Genomic DNA, 18,526 nt, shown 5'->3' with positions numbered 1-18,526 from the left:
GCTTGCAATGCCTTAAGTGAAGTTAAGTAAACCCAGAAATGAGCCAGCAAATCTGGGTTTAAAATTAAAGCTTGGGCAAGGCTGAAGCTTACTCTGGTACTGCGTAAGTACTAATGTTCATAAACACCGCTTGTTCCCTAAGTGGCAAAAGCGCTTGGTAATTAGGGCTGTCGTACCAGCTTTGCAAATTGCTCATACTGGGAAACTTAATTACTCCCACGGCATCATGCTCATTTGCACCACTAAGGTTGCCAGAAAATTTCCCTTTTATTACCAGCTCACCGCCAAACTCGCCCAGTGTAGCGGCTGCTTGTTGGCCATATTGAGCAAATTTTTCTGGGTCTTTTACTTGGCTTGTTGCAACAAAAAATGCAGTCATGTCTCGGTCTTCCTTTTAGTTAGCTTGCATAAAATCAAGATGTAACAGGGCATATTAACTGCGCCCAACAAGGTACAATATTCATTGTACACATGTGTACAATTTAGTTTCACAAACTGTTTTTGTCCATAGGTGTACAGAATAAATCACAATTAATCATTTTTATCTGAAGATCAAAGCTTAGATGGCCAACATATGTGGAGCAGGGAATTAGGCAGCTAAGTACAATTATGCTAATTTGTACACATGTGAACATATTGAGCGGTATCAGAAGAACATGGGCAGAGCAGCGAAGTTTGATCGTTCAGCAGCAATAGAAGATTGCATGAATGAGTTTTGGTTACATGGCTACGAGCCCTGTTCGGTTAAAGCCTTATCCGAAAAACTTGGTATAACACGTTCTAGTTTTTATAACGCATTTGGTAGCCGCCAAGCGCTGTTTTTAGAAACCCTAGATCTATACGCCACCATTACCCCGGATCAAGTTTTAAACCAGCCAGAACAACATACCAGCGTACTAGGGCTAATTAACGCATTTTTCGCAGATGTATGCCGTTTTAGAGCAAGCGATCCCGAAGCGCGTGGATGTTTGGTGATTAACTCGATCTCTGAGTTAGTGGCTGTAGACGAAGAGTTGGGCGAAAACCTAAGCAACATGGTGCACGCCAACATTGCCCGCTTCGAGCAGCTACTGCAACTTGCAGTAGCTAAAGGGGAGCTAGAAGATCAGCAAACCAGAGATAAAGCTCTAGCACTACAAAGTTTGCTAATGGGGATTAGCGTGTTGTCAAAAGTTGTTACCAGTGAGGCGGAATTATTGGTGATAGTTAAGCAAACGTTAACTGGGCTTGGATTAGCTAAATAATCAAATTGGCTTAATTAAGAGGCGTAAAGTTATGAACAACTTGTTTGCTAAGTTGCCTAGGGATAAGAGCCAAGAGCATTTTAGTGACTTATTGCAAGCCGATGGATTGAGGGTTGAGCGGATTGTTTCTTATGGACAAGCCTCACCTGAACAGGGTTGGTATGACCAAGAAGAAAATGAATGAGTAAGTGTTTTAGAAGGCTCGGCAGTTATAGAGTTTGATAATGGCCAGCGTGTTGTTTTGGGGAAGGGCGGTTACTTAAACATCCCCGCTCATCAAAAGCATCGAGTGGCAGAAACCGCAGAAAATGTAGCGACTATTTGGTTGGTGATTTTCTACAAATAAACAACGAGCCTATGCGCAATTTAGGCGTTTTAAAACACGATCTAGCGCAATATCAGTTTATTGGGTTTGGCATACAGTGAGGTAAATTATCTGAAGTTACCTTATGGAGCACCAACATGTTTAACGTAACAAAAGTGGCTGACAACCGTTTAGATATTGAATTTGGCGGGAAACTTGATGCGGACGAAATGAAACTAGCCTTAGATGAACTTAGCAGCAAAGCACAAGGTATAGAGCAGGGGTTAATGCTTTACCGAATCGAAGACTTTGCATTACCCACCTTAAGTGCCTTAGCAGTAGAGTTTGCGCGTATTCCCGAGATGTTTAAAGTGATCCGTCAGTTTAAACGCGCCGCAGTGTTGTGCGACAAGCAATGGGTGCAAACCATTAGCGAGCTTGAAGGCAAGCTTATTCCAGGCTTAAGCATTAAAGCATTTGATATGGCTCAGGCTGACCAAGCCGAGCAGTGGCTAAACAGCTAATAGAACTCTTACAAAACAAAGCTACGCAATAGTTGGCTTTGCTGCTAGGGTGTAAATACATTCCTAGCAGCCAATAGGGTACTGGTATGCCACTTTCCTTACCTAACATTTCGCGAAGTTTTCTAGCCAGTTGCTTAGCTCTTAGCTTTTACTCCATTTCGGCCTTAGCTAACGATGTCACAATAGTGGCCGCAGAGTTTACTCAAGATGGCCAACGAACCTGGAAGGTAGATGTGTCACTTATGCATAGTGATACAGGTTGGGATCACTATGCCAATATGTGGCGAGTAGTGGATGTAAATGGCACGGTTTTGGGAGAGCGCGAATTATTACACCCCCATGTTAATGAGCAGCCCTTTACTCGCAGCTTAGGCAAGGTGCCACATCCAGCTGTTGGTTCCATTGTTTATATCGAAGCGCGCGATAAAGCACATGGTTGGTCACCACAGCGTTTTGAAGTTGATTTAAGCCAAGCGCAACAAGGGCATTTGTTGGTGGAAATGCCCAAATAAGTGCGTTAATTCGCAAACTCAAACGCTTTGCGTTAACTCGGTAATTAGTGCTTCAAGTTGGCCAAAGCTTTTTAAAGATTGCAAAGATATTTGTTTGTTTCCATTTACTACAATGGTGGGCGTTGCTCTAATATTGTAGTCCTGAGCTAATTGGTCAAAGCTTTCGGGTATTTGATGATTTGCGCGGCAACTTTTTGAATATTCATCTAGGTTTATCCCACATGACTCAAGCAATGTGTTCAACTCTTGAATTGAGTTTGGTGCACCTTGGGCAGTAAAGTGAATTTGCTTAATTAATGCGTGATTAAAACGTTCTAACTCGCCCATGTCTTTAGTAGCTGCAACTGCTAATTGAAACTCCTTAGCCATAGGGCCGCCTACTGATAAAGGCACTTCAATCATCTTAATCTTAAGCTTGTTGGCCATTTGAGTGATGGGGTCATGCACCATTGCGCAAGGTGCACAGTAGTGGCTGTAGAATAACGTGATACTGGGCGATGGGCTCGCTGGTTGGTCTAGGGTTATGTAATGTTGGTTTTTACTAAACTCCCCGGCTATGGCTTTACCCATAACCGCTAGACCCAGCAATATGCATAGTGCACCAATGATGATTGAGCCAAATTGTTTGTACATAAATTTTCTCCTAAGTTACCTGCCAGCTTGAGCGAATAAGCCAAGCGGAAGATTGAACCGTATTTGAATGGAACTGCGGGTTTACCTGTTTTTACTGTCAATTTTTTCGCCATTTACTCACAGTGGTTGCTTAATGCTCATGCCCTATTTCCTACAACGTAAGCAGTAAAAAACAGCAAGGTGAAATAACCTTACTGATTTGGATTACAGTTCAAGTAATTGGCTAGCGGTTGGAAATAGAAACCACTGGGTGATTGTTATCTGTTTTAATGTGCATAACTGTTTCGCTTGGACTAATCGTAAAGTAAGTGCTGGTCACTGTTCCCATTAGCTTTCCGCGCCCCTTCCACAAAGGTTTACTTTCAAGTTGTTGACGTACAGCAGCTTGGCTGGTGCTGGCATTTGCGCTCTTAATAAAGCGTTCCGCTGAATCTTGGCGAGCTAGTGAATGGGCCGCAAAATCGGAGTTTACAAAAGGTTTTTCAATAAATACTGAATGGTTTGCGTGAGCTAACTTAGAGGCGTAACGGTAGTTAATAGCTCCGCCAAAGTTGTTTTCAATGTTCATCACCTTGGCTTTAGAGTCCACCACGGTGTATGAGAAGAAAGCTGTGTATTTATCGTGTGCTTGAAAACTAGATATTAAATCAGCTGCGTTGCTCGCATTGTAGGCTTCCCAAGATAGGTAAAAGCTAGGAACTGCATCTACTTGGATAATGTCTTGACCTGCTTGTTCTCTGGCGGTGCCTTCATCAGCCATAGTGTTCATTAATATGGCTTGGCCGCCTTTTGATATTCCACCGTAGGGAATTAAGCCAGCCCAGGTTTGAATGACTCGAGTATCGCCATTTAAATCAGTGTGATTGAGAACAATTAGGCCCTCATAGTTTATGCCCATGTAATCAAAGTTTGCACCTGCCCAAGCGTGACCTGCTTCGTTGGAATAGCCAAAAGTGGTGCATTTACTTGGAGCTGCTGGGTTGTGCCCAGTGGCTTCGGTTTGCAAAAATCCCAAGCCACCATTTCTTTGGCTTTCAAGAATAGCCTCATCACTCATTGCTACAGCTAGTAAAAGGTTGGGGCTTTGGTTTAACGCATCGGCCATGCCAGAGATATAAGCGGCTGCATCTGGAGAGGTTTTACTTAAATGAAGAAACACCTGATTGCCATCAAAACTCTTTGCAAGCGAAATAACATTTAAGCCAGGTAGCATAATACCTAGGGTGTCGTTAAAGCGGTCTATGGCATCAAGGATTTGCTCTTTCCCTTCCGTACCTACGTGATATCCAAGCTCGTAACTAGAACCAGTAAATCTTACTTCGGCAATTTGGTCAGTGTGTTGAATTAGCTCTGCATTAGCCACTAGTGGCAGTGCAACAGCCAAGCTTAAAAGAAACTTTTTCATGGTTTTCCCCTTTAACAAATTAGCTTAAACTCTAGGCTTAAAGCCCCATCCTTGGGGAAGTGTCCTGAATTAGTTATTTAGAATTGGTAAGAGGCCCCCAGCTTGAACTGATTATCACGAGAGTCGTGCAACTCAACGTTGGTTACTCGGGCGTAAGGAGCGAATGAACCTAAGCCTTTGTAAGTTAGCTGTAGTTCGTAGTCCATGGTGTTACGATCACCGTGGTCTTTATTAAGTTGACGCTTATTGATGGCTTTGGTTCGTAACTCAACCAATTCATGGGCCCAACCTAGCGTTAAGTCAGTGCGGCCAATAGCGCCCTTGCTGGCAGAAAATAGTTCGTTAAACTGAACATCAGGTTGAATATCCATTGTTGGGCCATCATTGTTGTAGTGGCCTTTTACTCCTAAGTTGTAAGCACTTACGTCACCTTCGTAGCGATAACGCAATGCTGTGAAAACACCATTGTTAAACTTTGCGCCAAGCTCTAAACCTAGTTTGTAAACATCTGAGTTTAAGCCATCTTCATAAACGTTAAATATACCTGGGTTTTCTTTAGAGAAGTGTCTTGAGTCTATATTGCCCGTTATAGAGTGTTCACTATCACCATTAGTAAAAACATAGGCTGCAGAAGGCTTAACATAAAATGTGTCGTTTATTTCGAACTTGTGAGCCGCTGTTAGCTCTAGATCTTTATCACTGTCGTATTCGGCTTCGATAGAAGTGCCAAAATTAAAGCTGTAGCCAACAATGCCTCCGTAAACTACGTCGCCTGTTTTAGCATCAATTTTATCTGCGTACGCTTCAACATAAGGGCCTGCTAGTGCCGCAGTTGAAAGAAGACTCGTGATACTTGCAATAAGAATAGTTTTTTTCACTGGTAATAACTCCAATTGTTTTAGTGTTAATAACCCTCCTTGGATTGAGTTCCTTTGATTAACTTCTGTTGTTAAATATCTCGCAGAGCTGTTTTTGCGCTGCTGGGCTTAAAGGGCGCCAAATCTTTTGTTTATTGACCTGGTAATGCCCCCACCCATCAATAAAGGCAATTTTTCTCATCGTTTACCTTATCTGAGGTTTGCTTAATGCTTAATAACCGAAATCGAGGTTAATTATACATACAATAATCAAAGATGAAACAAAATTAATATATTTTTTCGTTTGTGGTTTTTTGTTAAGGGTTGGGTTTGTCATTAATTGTTATCGAAACCAGTGTTGGTGCGGGCTCTTGCCTTATTGTTTTTTCGTAAAATTTTTTGCAATTAGTCAGAATTATCAATATTGTTTATCCAGTTTCATATTTGATAACGATATATCGGAAATAACCTATGAATGATTACAAGGTTCGCATTGCAGGCTTAATGAAGGAGCAAGGGTTAAATTTGACCGATTTAGCCGAAGCGATTGGCCGTGGCAAAGCCACTCTCAGCCGCTATTTGAGCAGCGGAGCCAATCAAACTGCACCGGGTTTAGATGAGTTTGAACGAATGGCCAAGGTATTTGGCGTTCAAGCGCATTGGTTGGCTTATGGGGTGGGTGATCGTAATACTCCAGCCGACACATTGGCAAAGTTGGTAGAGGGCGGAGCGTGTTTAGTGAACGTGTATACCCGCAGTAACGTGTTGGATTATTTGGCGGGTGAATTCGTTGAAACTTCTTTGCAAATGCCTGTACCTGTAGAGTTATCAAATTGCTTTGGCGTTGTTTATCCGGTGGTGGGTAACCTCTCTAAAGTGTGGGATTGTGTGGCATTAATCGACACTGCGAGAACTTGGGTGAACAACGACCTTGTGCTTGCTCAGCTAGGGCAAGATAGTGTTCCTGAGTTCTTCACCTTAGTCCGAATTCTAGATGAAGTGCACGTATGGTATGGCGATGATACGTCGAAAGAGCCTGCGATAAAAACCAAGGAAGGCAATATAAAGACTATTGGGGTAGTTAGCTGGGGAACCTGGCAGCAGCGTTAGCCGTTAGCATTTTTGTCACTTAACGCTGCAAATGTATTCGCCTTTGCTTTAACTTGCTGTTAATTAAAAAATAATGAATTTTACTGACTTTTAGCTCTATTATTGCCGACGTTTGCAACTAAAGCTTAATGTTAGAAAATGCGAATTTGAAACAATTTGTTACTAGTTTGTATGTTAGTCTGTACTTGGAAAGGGAAGTCTCAGATAACAATATGCAAATTAAAAAACTAATAAACTTAGGGGCTGAAGGGCACTCTTTTGCTGCCGTTAGCCGCATAAAGCTAACCAATATCATCGCCTTAATAACCACCGTTATATCTGGCTTATACTCACTCAACTATTGGCTACTGCTTGATAATAGCGGTGTTGCTTCAATTAATCTTGGCTTTACAGTGGCTTACTTTGCCACCTTAGCATTTATGCACCGGGGTCATGTATCTGGAGCTAAAACCTGGTTTTTCTCGGTGTTAATGGTGCATTTACTGGTTTGTACCAATGTGTATGTGACCAATCAAAGTGGTTTTCACTTGTACTATTTCTTGGTGCCTACTGGCGCATTTTTGCTGTTTGAGCTTCATCAGCGACGAGAGATGCTGGCATTAAGCGCAGCCTCGGTAGGTTTGTTCCTTTACTGCGAAAACACCCTTAATTTAAATCCGCTTATAGAGCTAGATGCTGCCACCAATCACTTGCTTTATCAGTCGGTGGTATTGGTGAATATGATTGAAGTGGTTTTTGTGCTGACCATTTTTGCGCGACAAATTGAAGCCAATGAAAAACAACTTACCTTACAAGCGTCGACCGATTCGCTAACCGGTTTGGCTAATCGCCATTGTTTCTTTGCTGAGGGTAACGAAATGCTCGAGCATGCCAACAAGTTGCACCAAACAATGAGCTTGGTCTTGCTCGATTTTGATTATTTTAAAAGCATTAATGATCGTTATGGTCATGTGGTTGGTGACTTGTGCTTAGTTGAAATAAGCAAAGAAATTAATTCGATTTGTCGCGAGCAAGACTTATTCGCTCGTATTGGTGGCGAGGAATTTGTTATCGCGATGCCTAAAACCAACTTAGAGCAAGCGCAGCAGGTAGCCGAGCGAATGCGCGAGCGAGTGTCTAAACACATTATTCCTATCGTGGGTGAAGCTAATTTTACCTGCACCGCTAGCTTTGGAGTGGCAAGTAGTAACGATGTGAAGTCATTAAAAACCCTGCTGCAACAAGCAGACAAAGCCTTGTATATGGCTAAAGAACAGGGGCGAAATTGCGTTCAGTTGTATAGTGCTTAAGCATATCCTTATTGTTTGACTCGTCGTTTTAGACAAGCTAAATCCGCTTGTTTATAACGATGATTTAGCTTGCTTAGTCTCTGGGCATGTTTACCTGCTGCTCTTTGTCTTATACCTCAATCATAAGCTGTTAGTTGACCTTAAAGGTGCTGATTAATTAGTTTAGTTTCTTCATGTTTTAATTGTCATCACTCGAACCGGAAAGCACTTTTATTTGTGCTTTTTTGTTCACTATTCGCCAAGGAGTGGGCAATTAATAACGAGAGAATGACTATGAAAAAATCGATGATTGCTTTAACCATTGCTGCGGTAACGTTTGGCGCTGTACAAACTGCTAATGCATGTTCTCGCATTACCTTAGATACTCCACACGGCGTTTCGCAAGTACGCACGTTAGATTGGGGTGTACAGCTTGGAACGGTTGCTATTCTTCATCCAGTAGGTACAGAAGTAACAACTAAAGATGTACCTTCTTATAAAACTGCGGCAACTTGGACAGTAAAGTACCCAACGCTCGCTTTAGAAGAGCGTGAAGTATTTGTTGATACAGTAGGAGAGGCTATTAATGCCGCAGGCTTATCAGCGTCAACCTTGTATTTATATGACTCAGCAGAGTTTATTAAAGACTATAAAGATAACGGCGCACCGGCGGTAAACTGGGGAGATGCTGCAAGCTTTATGGCTGAAAATTTCGCTACCGTAGAAGAAGCTGTGAAAGCGTTTGAAGCCAAGCAATTCCAGTTTGCTTGGGTAGATGGCATTCATGGCGACCAGCACGGTTTACATATTTCGGTTCAAGACAAAAGCGGCGATATTGCGTTATTTGAGCTAAATGAAGGCGGAGAAATGCGCGTACACCGCGGTAGTGTGAATGATCAAATGCGGGTAATGGCCAATGCGCCACTACAGCAATATCATGAAGCAAACGCTCAAGCCGCAGGCGATATGAGCCTTACAGAAACTGGCCACAAAATTGGTTCTAGCATTTCATCGGCAGATCGTATGCTGCGTGGTTTGTACCATTCAGCAAACGTTGAATTTAAGCAAGATGCAAACTGGGCACAAACCGAAGGTAAGCTGCAGTCTACCTTTGACGCTGGCAACCTAGTACCACAAGACATTATTGATCCCGCTAACGGTGAAACTTATGCTACTTGGATTCAATATACGTACAACTTTGACAATGGCTCATTCAAAATGCGTAATTTAGATACCTACGCAGAAATTCGCATCGATTTAGCAGAAGCCTTTAGCGCAACAGAGGTTTCGTGTGCAAACTTGGTTGAGCAAGCAGAAACGCAATCTACAGCTGTATTTGGTAGCTGTGGTTAGTGATTAACCCAATCAATGAAGGCGGCTTTTAGTCGCCTTTTTTGTGGGCCGTGTCCAGAGTCCAGTATCCAGTGGAGAAACTTAAAGCATATGCGGTTTTTAGTGAAACGAATGTTGGAATGAAAGTAGATAGTTAATACAACACCGCTTAGGACAATGATGACTTAGGATAAGCGTGATAGTCTACTAGGGTCTGTTGATCTTTGCTGATGGTTTTTGCAGCAATTTCGACACCAAAGATCAACAGACCCTAATCATTAGCTTGAAAATAAGAGTTCGCAGATGCAAGCCAAACATGAATGGAGAAAAAAGGAGAAGAGTTTCTATCTCCCGAAAAACAAACCAGAAACCCTTACTGTTCCTGAGTTTTCCTTTATAAGTATTCAAGGCGAGGGGAGCCCTGCAAGCAGTGCTTTTACCAAAAAGGTAGAGGCCTTATATGCGCTCGCTTACACCATTAAAATGATACCTAAAAAAATGGATAAGCCACCGCAAGGCTATTTTGATTTTACCGTTTATCCTTTAGAAGGTGTTTGGGATATTAACGAAAAAGCAAAAGCCAATTTTGATGGCACCATTAATAAAGATGAGCTGGTATATCGTTTAATGATCCGCCAGCCAGACTTTGTAGACCAAGCGTTTTACCGTGATATGCTTGAGCTAGCAAAACAGAAAAAAGCTAATCCCCTTTTCGAACAACTTAGTTTTGAGCAAATAGAAGAAGGGAAAGCGGTACAAATGCTTCATGTAGGCCCGTTCGATGATGAGCCGCAAAGCTTTGAAAAAATGGAAGCTTTTGCCGTCGCCGAAGGCCTTGAGCGACTATCTAAAGTTCATCGAGAAATTTACCTGTCAGACCCTCGAAAAGTAACACCAGACAAGCTTAAAACCGTACTCAGGTTCCAAGTAAAATAATCCGCAACAAACAATAGATTTACCGGTGTTTGAAGCGGCTTAAATTTGAGCATAGTTTGCCAAATTTTGTTTTACTTTTATTGGTGTAAATAGTCTTTTCTGCTTAGGGCTTTGTACAAACTCCATGCTAATCTGAGATCTTTCGCGCACAAAGCAAAACACTAATGGAGTAGTAGCAATGTTAGGTATTAATGAGTTCTGGCTATTTGTTGTTTCGGGTATTTTGCTAAATTTAATCCCAGGACCAGACTCTTTATATATAATGGCGCGCAGTGCTAGCCAAGGTTTTAAAGCTGGCTCGGTGGCCGCGTTAGGCATTGGTGCGGGTACCTTTGTACATATAGCTGCGGCGGCGTTTGGTCTTTCTGCTATTTTGGCAAGTTCGGCTGCGGCTTTTACCGTGATCAAGGTTATTGGCTGTATTTATTTGTTGTATATGGGTTTTTCGATGGCCCTTTCAAAAAACACCCCCGATGCTACTTTGCATTTAAGCAACAATAAGGGCGCTGGAGCTAGCTATTCCAAAATATTTAGCCAGGGCTTTCTTACCAATAGCTTAAACCCTAAAGTGGCGTTGTTTTTCTTAGCATTTGTTCCCCAGTTTATCGACGCAGCCGAGCCAAACAAAGCCTTAGCATTTGTGGTGTTAGGTTTGGTGTTTAATCTTAACGCTATGATTTGGGGCCATATTTTAGCTTGGTTAAGTGCTTCTATTTCTCATCGCGTACAAGCAAGTGACAAAATTAAGTGTTGGTTAAATCGTGGTTTAGGCGGCTTATTTGCTGCCTTTGGTATTCGCCTAGCTTTTTCTGAACTGAGCTAAAGCTCGGTTACTTTCATCAAGGATTATGATGCAGCGTTCTAAGAAACAACTTCTGTTAATGATGGCATTTCTAATGCCCTTTAGTTTTTCCATATGGATGGTTTTACTCAACAATTTTGCCATTGAAGTCGCGCAATTTACCGGTCGCGAAATTGGTATTTTGCAAAGCTTGCGTGAGATCCCTGGCTTTTTAGCCTTTACTGCAATTTTTGTACTGTTAGTGCTCAAAGAGCAAACTTTCGCTCTGCTAAGCCTATTAGTGCTGGCGATTGGTATTACCCTTACTGGATTCTTTCCCAGTATTTACGGTTTGTACTTTACTACGGTACTTATGTCGGTGGGGTTTCATTACTTTGAAACAGTTAACCAATCACTCACCTTACAATGGATCCCAAAAGACGAAACGCCGGCATTTATGGGTAAAGCCTTAGCGGTGAAAGGCGCTGCAGCGGTGTTAGCCTATAGCTCTTTATGGGCTCTACTCGAGTACACCGAGTTTGAATATGTATCGCTTTACGCCATGTTTGGTGGAGCAACCATAATAGCGGTGTTGTTTATTGCCTTAAGGTTTCCGCATTACACCGCAGAACACGAACAACACAAACGACTAATATTGCGTCAGCGTTATTGGCTGTTTTATACCTTGGTATTTTTAAGTGGTGCGCGTAGGCAAATCTTCGTGGTGTTTGCCGGCTTTTTAATGGTAGAGAAGTTCGGCTATTCAGTATCAGACATCGCCTTACTCTATCTAGCCAACCAAGTACTAAACATTTTGTTCGCCGGAAAAATTGGCCAGTTGATCGGGCGTATTGGTGAACGTAGAGCGTTAATTATTGAGTACACAGGGCTAATTTTTGTATTTGCTGGATATGCTTTGGTGGACACAGCAGAGTGGGCAGCGGGCTTATATATTATCGATCATCTGTTTTTTGCTATGGCGATAGCGATAAAAAGTTACTTCCAAAAAATTGCCGATCCATCCGACATTGCCAGCTCGGCGGGGGTGAGCTTTACCATTAACCATATTGCCGCGGTGGTATTGCCTGCGTTGTTGGGATTTGTTTGGCTGTATTCTTCATCCTTAGTATTTTGGATAGGGGCGGGCATTGCAGTGGCTTCATTGGCCTTTTCATTTTTGGTGCCACGTCATCCCGATCAACATCAAGAAACCACTTGGGCGGTTAACGCTCGTTAGTTCACACCATTATGGCGATGATGCTGCCAACCGTGCCAATGGCTTTTAATACTTGCCCTGCGGTGTAGGCGCCATCATCGTTGTCCTTTACCTCGTTGGGTTTGTCCATGCCTAAGGCACCGTAAGCAAAAGATTTAACTGCGCTGTCTTCTGGCTGGTTTGGTTTTTGGGTGGCGGTTTGCTCTGTAGTATTTGTTAGCGGCTGTGGGGCTTTAACAGCTTGAGCTTGTTGCGCAGCTGCTTGCGCCATGTAGGCGTTACTTGCCGAGCCATTAATCGATGATAAAGACATTGCGTCATTCCCAATAAATTCCCTTTACAGTAATTTTATCGGCAGAGCTTGCGAGGAGTTAAGCAATAGTTTTAGCTTTTATAATATCCGTAGTTGTTTATTTTTAACCAGTAATATCAAAAGCTTAAAACCAACAAGTAAAGCCTATATCAACTGAGAAACAATTGTTGATCCTATCCATAAAATAGCCGAATTGTTATTGCTGAAAATGTTTACCCTCGTTAACGTCAATAACCACTACGGAAAGTATTGTTGGTTATGGGGTACAACATGGTAGAACGATTTAACTATTTCAATCGCTTGAGAAAAATGTCGATTTCGCGGCAAGTGGTTACGGTGGTAGCGGTCATCGCTAGTACCTTTGTTACAGCAATTCTTATTGCCATTGTGGGCTTAAATAATATTCAAAGCCGTAACCAAACCTTAGCAACACAATCTCTGGTGGCCTTACAAAATGCTTCTGAGGTCGAAGCCGCATACTTACAAATGAACCATTTGGTTCTGGCTATTCTCACCTCGAATAATCAACAACAATTGGATGACCTGTACCAAGGTTGGCAACAACAGCGCGATGCTACAGAATCTTTATTAGAGCGAGCTATTGCTGGTTCAACTGCTCAACAACAAACCTCTATTATCGCTGGTTTCTCTGCTTCTAAGTCTATGGTGCATCAGTTAGATAAGGAGTTAGTGGCGGTATACCAAGCGTTATCACAAAGCTATAGCGAAGCCGACGAACTGACTAAATTGTTTAATCAGTTTATTTTGCAATCTACCGAGCTGTATAACGACATGGGGTATCAGGTTGAACCTTACGCCTTGGAAGATCAGTATATTCGCGATATCTACCGAACGTATATGGCCGCCTCGCAACGCGTTCAGCTTAAGGCATTTGAGTTGGTGTCGGTAAACGATCCAAATGCGGTGAACAAAATACTCGCAACTATTCGCTCCAGCACTACTCGTTTAAGCACTAGCTTTGAAGATTTAAGCTTTGAAGTGGAATCGATTAACAGCCACGCCGATATTCAAAGTAACTGGGCATTCTTTATTAAGCATGTGCAGCAGCCTCAAGGCTTGTTATCACGGATACTGGAAAACAAACGAAACATTCAGCAAGTAGGCTTAAAACGTACCGAGTTAGAAAGCGAAATCGAAAAACAAATTACCGCACTTAGGAAGTTAGTAAGCACTATTGATAGCCAAACCGATACGATGGTTAACGAGGCAGAAAGCCTAGTAACAAAGGTAAGCATTAGTGCTAGCGTTGCAGGTTTTATAGCCTTATTGGTTGCAGTTGCTGCGTGTATTTCGATTAGCCGTTTAATCAAACGGCCGATAGATGATTTGGCTAAGGTTACCCAGGCAATGGCCAAAGGGGATTTTACCTTACATATGCAACATCACTGGAATGGTGAATTTGCCAAAGTAGCAGGCTGGGTGAATGAAGTTGCCGAGAATACCAACCGCTCTTTAAGCGAAATTGCTCAAGTAACGAACGAACTAGAAACCATGGCTAATAGCAATGCCAATATAACTGGTGAAATTAAGGGCAAAAACGATCATCAAAATACCAGTTTAGCTAGCGTTGGCAGCGCCATTACGCAAATGGCTAATGCCAGCCAAGAGATTGCCACCATCGCTAGTGATTCCTTCCATCAAACCGAAAGTGCAGACAATCGTTTAAAAAGCGGTACCAGTGTTATGCAGCAAAACCAGCAAACTATTCAAGCCTTGCAGCAGCATATTTACAGTACTCATGGGGCAATGGAGAGTTTGTTGAGTGATGTGCAAGACGTTAAATCGGTATTAGAAGTTATCCAATCCATTGCCGATGCCACCAACTTGCTGGCGTTAAACGCAGCGATTGAAGCGGCAAGGGCTGGCGAGTATGGCCGCGGTTTTTCGGTAGTAGCCGACGAAGTAAGGCTGTTGTCTATGCGCACTGGTGAGCAAACGAAGCAAATTGCCAAAGTAATGGCCCGCCTAGAAGAGCAAGCAAGCACGTCTATGGAGTTAATGGACGAAAGCCGTAGCAAAATGGGTGACACCGTGAGCTTAAACAATCAGTTATCTGAGGCGATTTCAGAGGTTGGTGAAGATATTCAGCAACTTAGGGATATGTCTCACAGCATTAGTACTGCTACCGAGCAGCAGCGCGAAGGTGCTAGCAGTATCACCAAGGAAATGGCTTTATTAGCTCAGCAAGCAAAAGAAAACAGCCAAACATTAGATACCCTAGCTGCTGAAGGCCAGCGCTTAAATGCGCTGTCAAATCAGCAAGAAAGTAACGTTGGTCGCTTTAAGCTAGCAAGCTAGAAATGCTCGCTTAGCTCTTCATCACTTAAGTTAGATACATCCCATTGGCATAAGCTCAGCATCGATTGCAGTGCAGCTTGAGCCAGTGGGCTATGGCTATGCAGCGCCTGTTGTTTCGTGTGTTTGGCCATGGTGGCTGGAGAGGCTGCAGCCACTAGCTTATCACTAGCTTTGTCTTTAACTTGCGCGCTGTTCAAATGGTTTATGTTTTTGCGATAGTGTATAAGCTGCTGATTGGCTTTAAGTTCTAAGCTAGTCATCGTTTTCCTCTAAGAGCTGTTGTTAAACACAAGGCTATTTTGCGCCCATTAGGCGGAATTAAAAACAGATGGTCTTTGGGTATGTCCTTCCTTATATTGTTTTTATATGTAGCTTTATTACCATTTCTCTGAGATTTTTTCTAAATAAAGCTAAAATGAGGAAGTTTTTACGATAAAAGAGGTAGGGTTTTGCAGGCGATTAAACTACTAAGGTACTACTTAAAGCTTACCAAGTTTGGCACTAAAGAACCGGTTAAGCTGGCTTTGGCCGATATTGCAGAAGCGGTAAGCACTAGCCCACGACATGCCCGAACTTTGTTAAAACACATGGCCGAGCTTGGGTGGCTTAATTGGCAGCCAAGTGTTGGTCGCAACCAGCGCTCACATTTGAGTTTGTTGTTTAGCGAAGCCGATCTAAAGCAACATTTGGCTAAGGCACAAATTGATTCTGGAGATTATAGCGCTGCGTTAGCCCTGCTAGACGATGACCAGCAATGGTTCGGTCGGCTGCTTATTGCTACCTCTGGTGCTAGCCATCGAGATGGTTCTCTTAATCTGCAACTAACCTATTCGCGGCCTTTTTCGGCTGTGTTACCACACTTGTTGCTACGTAATAGTGAACGTTTTTTGCTGCGCCAGCTGTATGCTAATTTGGTTAGGTGCGACGCCGAGGGGAACATTCATGCAGACTTAGCCCATTATTGGCAGTGTGATGAGTCCTTTAAAGTTTATCGCTTTTACTTGCGGCCACAGCTGCAATTTCACGATGGCAGTGTAATCGATGCCCATGCTGTTGCCGACTTGTTTAATGCATTGCAAAGTAATGCCCAATATCAACATGAACTAAGCCATGTCACTAGTATTAAAGCGGCTAACGCCTTAACGGTAGAATTTACCTTAGCCAGCAGTGACCAGGGTTTTGCTGGCCTATTAGCTGACCCAAAGTATGCCATTCAACCTGCGTTGCAACTTAGCCAAACAGGGGAGAGTAGCAAGCAAGTGGTTGGTTCTGGCCCCTTCACCTTAATTGCCCACAATAGTCAGCGGATCCATTTACAGGCAAATTCTAGCTACCACGGTTATCGCGCCTTGCCCGACGAAGTGAGCATTTGGTTTGTCGCCAAAAGCTCGGTAGCAAAAGAAGGGCAATACGCTTTTACCAGCAATGATCAAAGCCAGCCTCAACATCTACAACAGCGTTTAGAATTTGGCTGCCAATATCTGCTGTTTAATCAACAGCGGCAAACACTTAACTACAGCCAAAGACGCTGGCTATCAAGCTATTTGCAGCCCGAAGCACTTTTGCTTGCGGCAGAAAAAAGTTTAAAAAGCATGGCCGTAGAGCCTGCTTTTAGTTTGTTAGATATTTGGCCAGATTGTTTTAGTTTGGCTGCAGAGAGCGTCCCACTTCCCAAAGCGCTTAGCATTGGCTTTTATCAACATGATGATTTGCAGCTGTACGCCGAAACCATTGCCAAGTTGCTTAATCAAGTAGGCGTAAGCACTCAACTAACAGCGTATTCCTATGCCGAATTAAACCATGCTGCTAGCCAAAATGCGTTAAGCCAAGACCTGATAGTGACAAGTTACAACTTAGACGATAACCGACCAGCATCGGCGTTTCGGTGGTTGTTTAACGACCCGATTATTAAGCATTGTGTCGGCAGTGATAATTGGCAATGGATGCAAGCCCAGCTTAGTGACGTTCGTGAAAATGCAGCGCTGCAAGATTACTTCAGCAAGATGACGCCGTTGGCCAATACCTTAGTAAGTGAATATTGGTGTTTGCCTTTGTTTCATCATTGGCAATCTTTGCGTTTTCAAAACGTGTTGCAAGGGGTTGCGATGACAGATTGGGGCTGGCCCCAAATTAAAGATGTATGGACCTCACAACAGTTTTCTAAGGCTGAGTCGCTCAAATTTAGCTGTTAATTCAGCCATTCCAAGGTGGTTGTTGCAAAATGCAAGTTCACCACCTTGCCTAAAGTGAAAGTGAGCTTAAGTTACTGATTATTAATAAATAAAAATCTTGGTATGAAATTCGCTTTTCAACACTTGAATCAAGTGGAGAATGTAATGGGCGAATTATTACCAAGAGTTTATTTAATCGTTGATGCGCTATGGCGCAGACGTTATCTAATTGTCTTGCCAATACTTCTGATGCCAGTGGCGGGAGCACTCGTATCAATGTTTACCGACAAACAGTATGCCTCGCATACCAGTATGTTGGTGCAAGAAACCGCCAGCTTAAACCCATTTCTCGAAGACTTAGCCGTGTCGGCCAACGTGGAAGGGCGCATGGAAGCTTTAACCACCCTGCTGCACAGCCGCCACGTTTTAAGCGAAGTGGCGATTGAACAAGGTTTGATGTTTGAAACCGACAGCGCCAGCAAAAAAGAGCAGGTGATTAATCGACTGTCGGCTTCGTTAAGCGTTCGTCAGGTTGGTAAAGATCTCATTCGCATCGACTATAAATCGCCTAATCCTCAGGGAATGAGCCAGTTATTAGAAACCGTTTCTAAGCACTTTGTAGAGCAATTACTAGCGCCAGAGCGTTCGTCAATTAAAGAGTCTGAGCGCTTTTTGCGAGAGCACTTAAGCCTAAGCAGCATGGAGCTAGAAGAAGCCGAAGAGGCGCTAGCAAATTACCGCACCCAACATGCCGATGCATTACCAGAGCAGCATTCGGCAAACATTGAGCGTTTATCGCAAGTTCGCCAACGCCTTATCGAACGAGAAGCAGAGCTAGCGGGTGCTAAGCAAAGCTTAGGTAGCATCGATCAACAACTGTCGCGCACCAACCCAGTATTAACCCGTTTAGAAGAACAAATAGTGCTTAACCGCGCCGAGTTAGCCACCTTGATGTCACGCTACACCGAAGGTCACTCAAAAGTTCTCGCGGTTAAACGGGTATTGCGCCATTTAGAAGAAGAACGAGCTCAAGTATTAGCGCAGCCCGAATCGGCAGTAAGTAACCACGATAGTTCGGCTTTATTGCAGCAGCAAATTTCTATTACCGAATCTAATGGCGAAATGCTGATTGTGCAGGTTGAAGCCTTAATGATTGCCCGCCAACGCGTTGATGCATTGGCCGAAGAAGTCTCGCAATTACGCAGTTTGGCGTCTTCTTTACAGCGCCAAGTGGGTTCGGTGGGTGAGCAAGAGAAGCAGTTGCGCATTCTAAATCGTAACCTGCGGGTTAAGCGTAGCCTTTATGAAAATTTACTCACTCGCTATGAGATGGCGCAAGTAACCGGAGCGCTTGGCGTATTCGAACAGTCTGATCGGATCAAAATTATTGACCGCCCTTACACACCCAGTGGCCCATCAACCTTGCCTTTATGGATGTTTGTTGTTGCTGGTTTAGTGGGAGGCATAGCCTTGGGAGTTAGCTTAGCGGTGATTGCCGAGCTTACAGACTCAAGCTTACGCACCATTAAAGAAATTGAAGACATCGCAGGCGTATCGGTATTAAGCCGCATTCCGCCGCTTAAAGAATCGCATTAAAGAGG

The 18,526-nt window shown here is 43.2% G+C and carries 19 protein-coding genes and 1 pseudogene; 14 read left to right on the top strand and 6 right to left on the bottom strand.

Translation table 11 applies throughout. From position 1 onward, the window contains the following. Positions 1-88 precede the first annotated feature (88 nt). Positions 89-379 (bottom strand): DUF1330 domain-containing protein, encoded by a 291-nt coding sequence (locus OV592_RS13175; protein WP_406608893.1) that lies wholly within the window; start codon positions 377-379, stop codon positions 89-91. A gap of 277 nt (positions 380-656) precedes the next feature. Between OV592_RS13175 and OV592_RS13170 the strand changes: the two genes are divergently transcribed. From OV592_RS13170 to OV592_RS13150, 5 genes and pseudogenes are all read left to right on the top strand, one after another. Further along, positions 657-1,244 carry a TetR/AcrR family transcriptional regulator gene (locus tag OV592_RS13170; RefSeq protein ID WP_406608892.1) on the top strand — a complete coding sequence of 196 codons (588 nt, stop codon included), beginning with the start codon at positions 657-659 and terminating at the stop codon, positions 1,242-1,244. 31 nt (positions 1,245-1,275) lie between these two features. Beyond that, a complete protein-coding gene (locus OV592_RS13165) occupies positions 1,276-1,428 on the top strand; it encodes a hypothetical protein (protein WP_406608891.1) in 153 nt (50 codons plus the stop codon). 18 nt (positions 1,429-1,446) lie between these two features. After that, positions 1,447-1,590: pseudogene (locus OV592_RS13160) on the top strand (cupin); the annotation flags it as partial. Between the two features lie 116 nt (positions 1,591-1,706). Next, entirely contained in the window at positions 1,707-2,072 is a 366-nt protein-coding gene (locus OV592_RS13155; RefSeq protein ID WP_406608890.1) for an STAS/SEC14 domain-containing protein, read from the top strand. 86 nt (positions 2,073-2,158) lie between these two features. After that, the gene (locus OV592_RS13150; RefSeq protein WP_406608889.1) at positions 2,159-2,584 is read left to right on the top strand and encodes a hypothetical protein; all 426 of its coding nucleotides are present in this window, start codon (positions 2,159-2,161) and stop codon (positions 2,582-2,584) included. Positions 2,585-2,602: 18 nt separating this feature from the next. Here the strand turns inward: OV592_RS13150 and OV592_RS13145 are convergent, their stop codons facing one another. From OV592_RS13145 to OV592_RS13135, 3 genes are all read right to left on the bottom strand, one after another. After that, complete coding sequence (locus OV592_RS13145; RefSeq protein ID WP_406608888.1) at positions 2,603-3,217, bottom strand: thioredoxin domain-containing protein; 615 nt, start codon at positions 3,215-3,217, stop codon at positions 2,603-2,605. A 223-nt stretch (positions 3,218-3,440) separates the two neighbouring features. Next, positions 3,441-4,622, bottom strand: a complete 1,182-nt coding sequence (locus OV592_RS13140) for a C45 family autoproteolytic acyltransferase/hydolase (RefSeq protein ID WP_406608887.1) — start codon at positions 4,620-4,622, stop codon at positions 3,441-3,443. 77 nt (positions 4,623-4,699) lie between these two features. Beyond that, positions 4,700-5,500, bottom strand: a complete 801-nt coding sequence (locus OV592_RS13135) for a hypothetical protein (protein WP_406608886.1) — start codon at positions 5,498-5,500, stop codon at positions 4,700-4,702. A 450-nt stretch (positions 5,501-5,950) separates the two neighbouring features. Between OV592_RS13135 and OV592_RS13130 the strand changes: the two genes are divergently transcribed. The 6 genes from OV592_RS13130 (at position 5,951) to OV592_RS13105 (ending at position 12,143) form a co-directional block, all read left to right on the top strand. Continuing rightward, entirely contained in the window at positions 5,951-6,589 is a 639-nt protein-coding gene (locus tag OV592_RS13130; protein ID WP_406608885.1) for a helix-turn-helix domain-containing protein, read from the top strand. Positions 6,590-6,801: 212 nt separating this feature from the next. Then, positions 6,802-7,878: a GGDEF domain-containing protein gene (locus OV592_RS13125; RefSeq protein WP_406608884.1), complete on the top strand. Its 1,077-nt coding sequence runs from the start codon at positions 6,802-6,804 to the stop codon at positions 7,876-7,878. A gap of 273 nt (positions 7,879-8,151) precedes the next feature. Then, on the top strand, positions 8,152-9,210 hold the full coding sequence (locus tag OV592_RS13120; protein WP_406608883.1) for a linear amide C-N hydrolase: 1,059 nt from the start codon (positions 8,152-8,154) through the stop codon (positions 9,208-9,210). A gap of 282 nt (positions 9,211-9,492) precedes the next feature. Next, on the top strand, positions 9,493-10,125 hold the full coding sequence (locus tag OV592_RS13115; RefSeq protein ID WP_338621584.1) for a GyrI-like domain-containing protein: 633 nt from the start codon (positions 9,493-9,495) through the stop codon (positions 10,123-10,125). A 178-nt stretch (positions 10,126-10,303) separates the two neighbouring features. Next, positions 10,304-10,948, top strand: coding sequence for a LysE family translocator (locus OV592_RS13110; protein WP_338621583.1), 645 nt, complete (start codon positions 10,304-10,306; stop codon positions 10,946-10,948). Positions 10,949-10,976: 28 nt separating this feature from the next. Continuing rightward, positions 10,977-12,143 carry an MFS transporter gene (locus tag OV592_RS13105; RefSeq protein ID WP_406611434.1) on the top strand — a complete coding sequence of 389 codons (1,167 nt, stop codon included), beginning with the start codon at positions 10,977-10,979 and terminating at the stop codon, positions 12,141-12,143. A gap of 1 nt (position 12,144) precedes the next feature. On the opposite strand, the gene OV592_RS13100 is transcribed toward OV592_RS13105, so the two are convergent. Continuing rightward, a complete protein-coding gene (locus OV592_RS13100; RefSeq protein ID WP_406608882.1) occupies positions 12,145-12,435 on the bottom strand; it encodes a hypothetical protein in 291 nt (96 codons plus the stop codon). Positions 12,436-12,705: 270 nt separating this feature from the next. On the opposite strand from OV592_RS13100, the gene OV592_RS13095 reads away from it, so the two are divergent. Continuing rightward, on the top strand, positions 12,706-14,754 hold the full coding sequence (locus tag OV592_RS13095; protein ID WP_406608881.1) for a methyl-accepting chemotaxis protein: 2,049 nt from the start codon (positions 12,706-12,708) through the stop codon (positions 14,752-14,754). Here the strand turns inward: OV592_RS13095 and OV592_RS13090 are convergent. Further along, positions 14,751-15,014 carry a hypothetical protein gene (locus tag OV592_RS13090; protein WP_406608880.1) on the bottom strand — a complete coding sequence of 88 codons (264 nt, stop codon included), beginning with the start codon at positions 15,012-15,014 and terminating at the stop codon, positions 14,751-14,753. The two genes, OV592_RS13095 and OV592_RS13090, sit on opposite strands and share 4 nt — an antisense overlap. A 189-nt stretch (positions 15,015-15,203) precedes the next feature. On the opposite strand from OV592_RS13090, the gene OV592_RS13085 reads away from it, so the two are divergent. Both OV592_RS13085 and OV592_RS13080 read left to right on the top strand, forming a co-directional pair. Then, on the top strand, positions 15,204-16,946 hold the full coding sequence (locus OV592_RS13085) for an SgrR family transcriptional regulator (RefSeq protein ID WP_406608879.1): 1,743 nt from the start codon (positions 15,204-15,206) through the stop codon (positions 16,944-16,946). A gap of 144 nt (positions 16,947-17,090) precedes the next feature. Continuing rightward, a complete protein-coding gene (locus tag OV592_RS13080) occupies positions 17,091-18,521 on the top strand; it encodes a Wzz/FepE/Etk N-terminal domain-containing protein (RefSeq protein WP_406608878.1) in 1,431 nt (476 codons plus the stop codon). Positions 18,522-18,526: the final 5 nt, after the last annotated feature.

It is taken from the genome of Agarivorans sp. JK6 (assembly GCF_045277145.1).
In the GTDB taxonomy this organism is placed as follows: Bacteria; Pseudomonadota; Gammaproteobacteria; order Enterobacterales; family Celerinatantimonadaceae; genus Agarivorans; species Agarivorans albus.
The sequence above is the reverse complement of the archived record's forward strand: the minus strand, read 5'-3'. Positions and strand labels throughout refer to the sequence as shown.

Excerpts from the sequence above, each read along its gene's own strand:
- OV592_RS13165 (WP_406608891.1), top strand. The coding sequence starts at position 1,276 with ATGAACAACTTGTTTGCTAAGTTGCCTAGGGATAAGAGCCAAGAGCAT.
- OV592_RS13175 (WP_406608893.1), bottom strand. The coding sequence starts at position 379 with ATGACTGCATTTTTTGTTGCAACAAGCCAAGTAAAAGACCCAGAAAAA.
- OV592_RS13120 (WP_406608883.1), top strand. The coding sequence starts at position 8,152 with ATGAAAAAATCGATGATTGCTTTAACCATTGCTGCGGTAACGTTTGGC.
- OV592_RS13110 (WP_338621583.1), top strand. The coding sequence starts at position 10,304 with ATGTTAGGTATTAATGAGTTCTGGCTATTTGTTGTTTCGGGTATTTTG.
- OV592_RS13145 (WP_406608888.1), bottom strand. The coding sequence starts at position 3,217 with ATGTACAAACAATTTGGCTCAATCATCATTGGTGCACTATGCATATTG.
- OV592_RS13170 (WP_406608892.1), top strand. The coding sequence starts at position 657 with ATGGGCAGAGCAGCGAAGTTTGATCGTTCAGCAGCAATAGAAGATTGC.
- OV592_RS13080 (WP_406608878.1), top strand. The coding sequence starts at position 17,091 with ATGGGCGAATTATTACCAAGAGTTTATTTAATCGTTGATGCGCTATGG.
- OV592_RS13090 (WP_406608880.1), bottom strand. The coding sequence starts at position 15,014 with ATGACTAGCTTAGAACTTAAAGCCAATCAGCAGCTTATACACTATCGC.
- OV592_RS13125 (WP_406608884.1), top strand. The coding sequence starts at position 6,802 with ATGCAAATTAAAAAACTAATAAACTTAGGGGCTGAAGGGCACTCTTTT.
- OV592_RS13100 (WP_406608882.1), bottom strand. The coding sequence starts at position 12,435 with ATGTCTTTATCATCGATTAATGGCTCGGCAAGTAACGCCTACATGGCG.
- OV592_RS13115 (WP_338621584.1), top strand. The coding sequence starts at position 9,493 with ATGCAAGCCAAACATGAATGGAGAAAAAAGGAGAAGAGTTTCTATCTC.
- OV592_RS13105 (WP_406611434.1), top strand. The coding sequence starts at position 10,977 with ATGCAGCGTTCTAAGAAACAACTTCTGTTAATGATGGCATTTCTAATG.
- OV592_RS13095 (WP_406608881.1), top strand. The coding sequence starts at position 12,706 with ATGGTAGAACGATTTAACTATTTCAATCGCTTGAGAAAAATGTCGATT.
- OV592_RS13155 (WP_406608890.1), top strand. The coding sequence starts at position 1,707 with ATGTTTAACGTAACAAAAGTGGCTGACAACCGTTTAGATATTGAATTT.
- OV592_RS13150 (WP_406608889.1), top strand. The coding sequence starts at position 2,159 with ATGCCACTTTCCTTACCTAACATTTCGCGAAGTTTTCTAGCCAGTTGC.
- OV592_RS13140 (WP_406608887.1), bottom strand. The coding sequence starts at position 4,622 with ATGAAAAAGTTTCTTTTAAGCTTGGCTGTTGCACTGCCACTAGTGGCT.
- OV592_RS13130 (WP_406608885.1), top strand. The coding sequence starts at position 5,951 with ATGAATGATTACAAGGTTCGCATTGCAGGCTTAATGAAGGAGCAAGGG.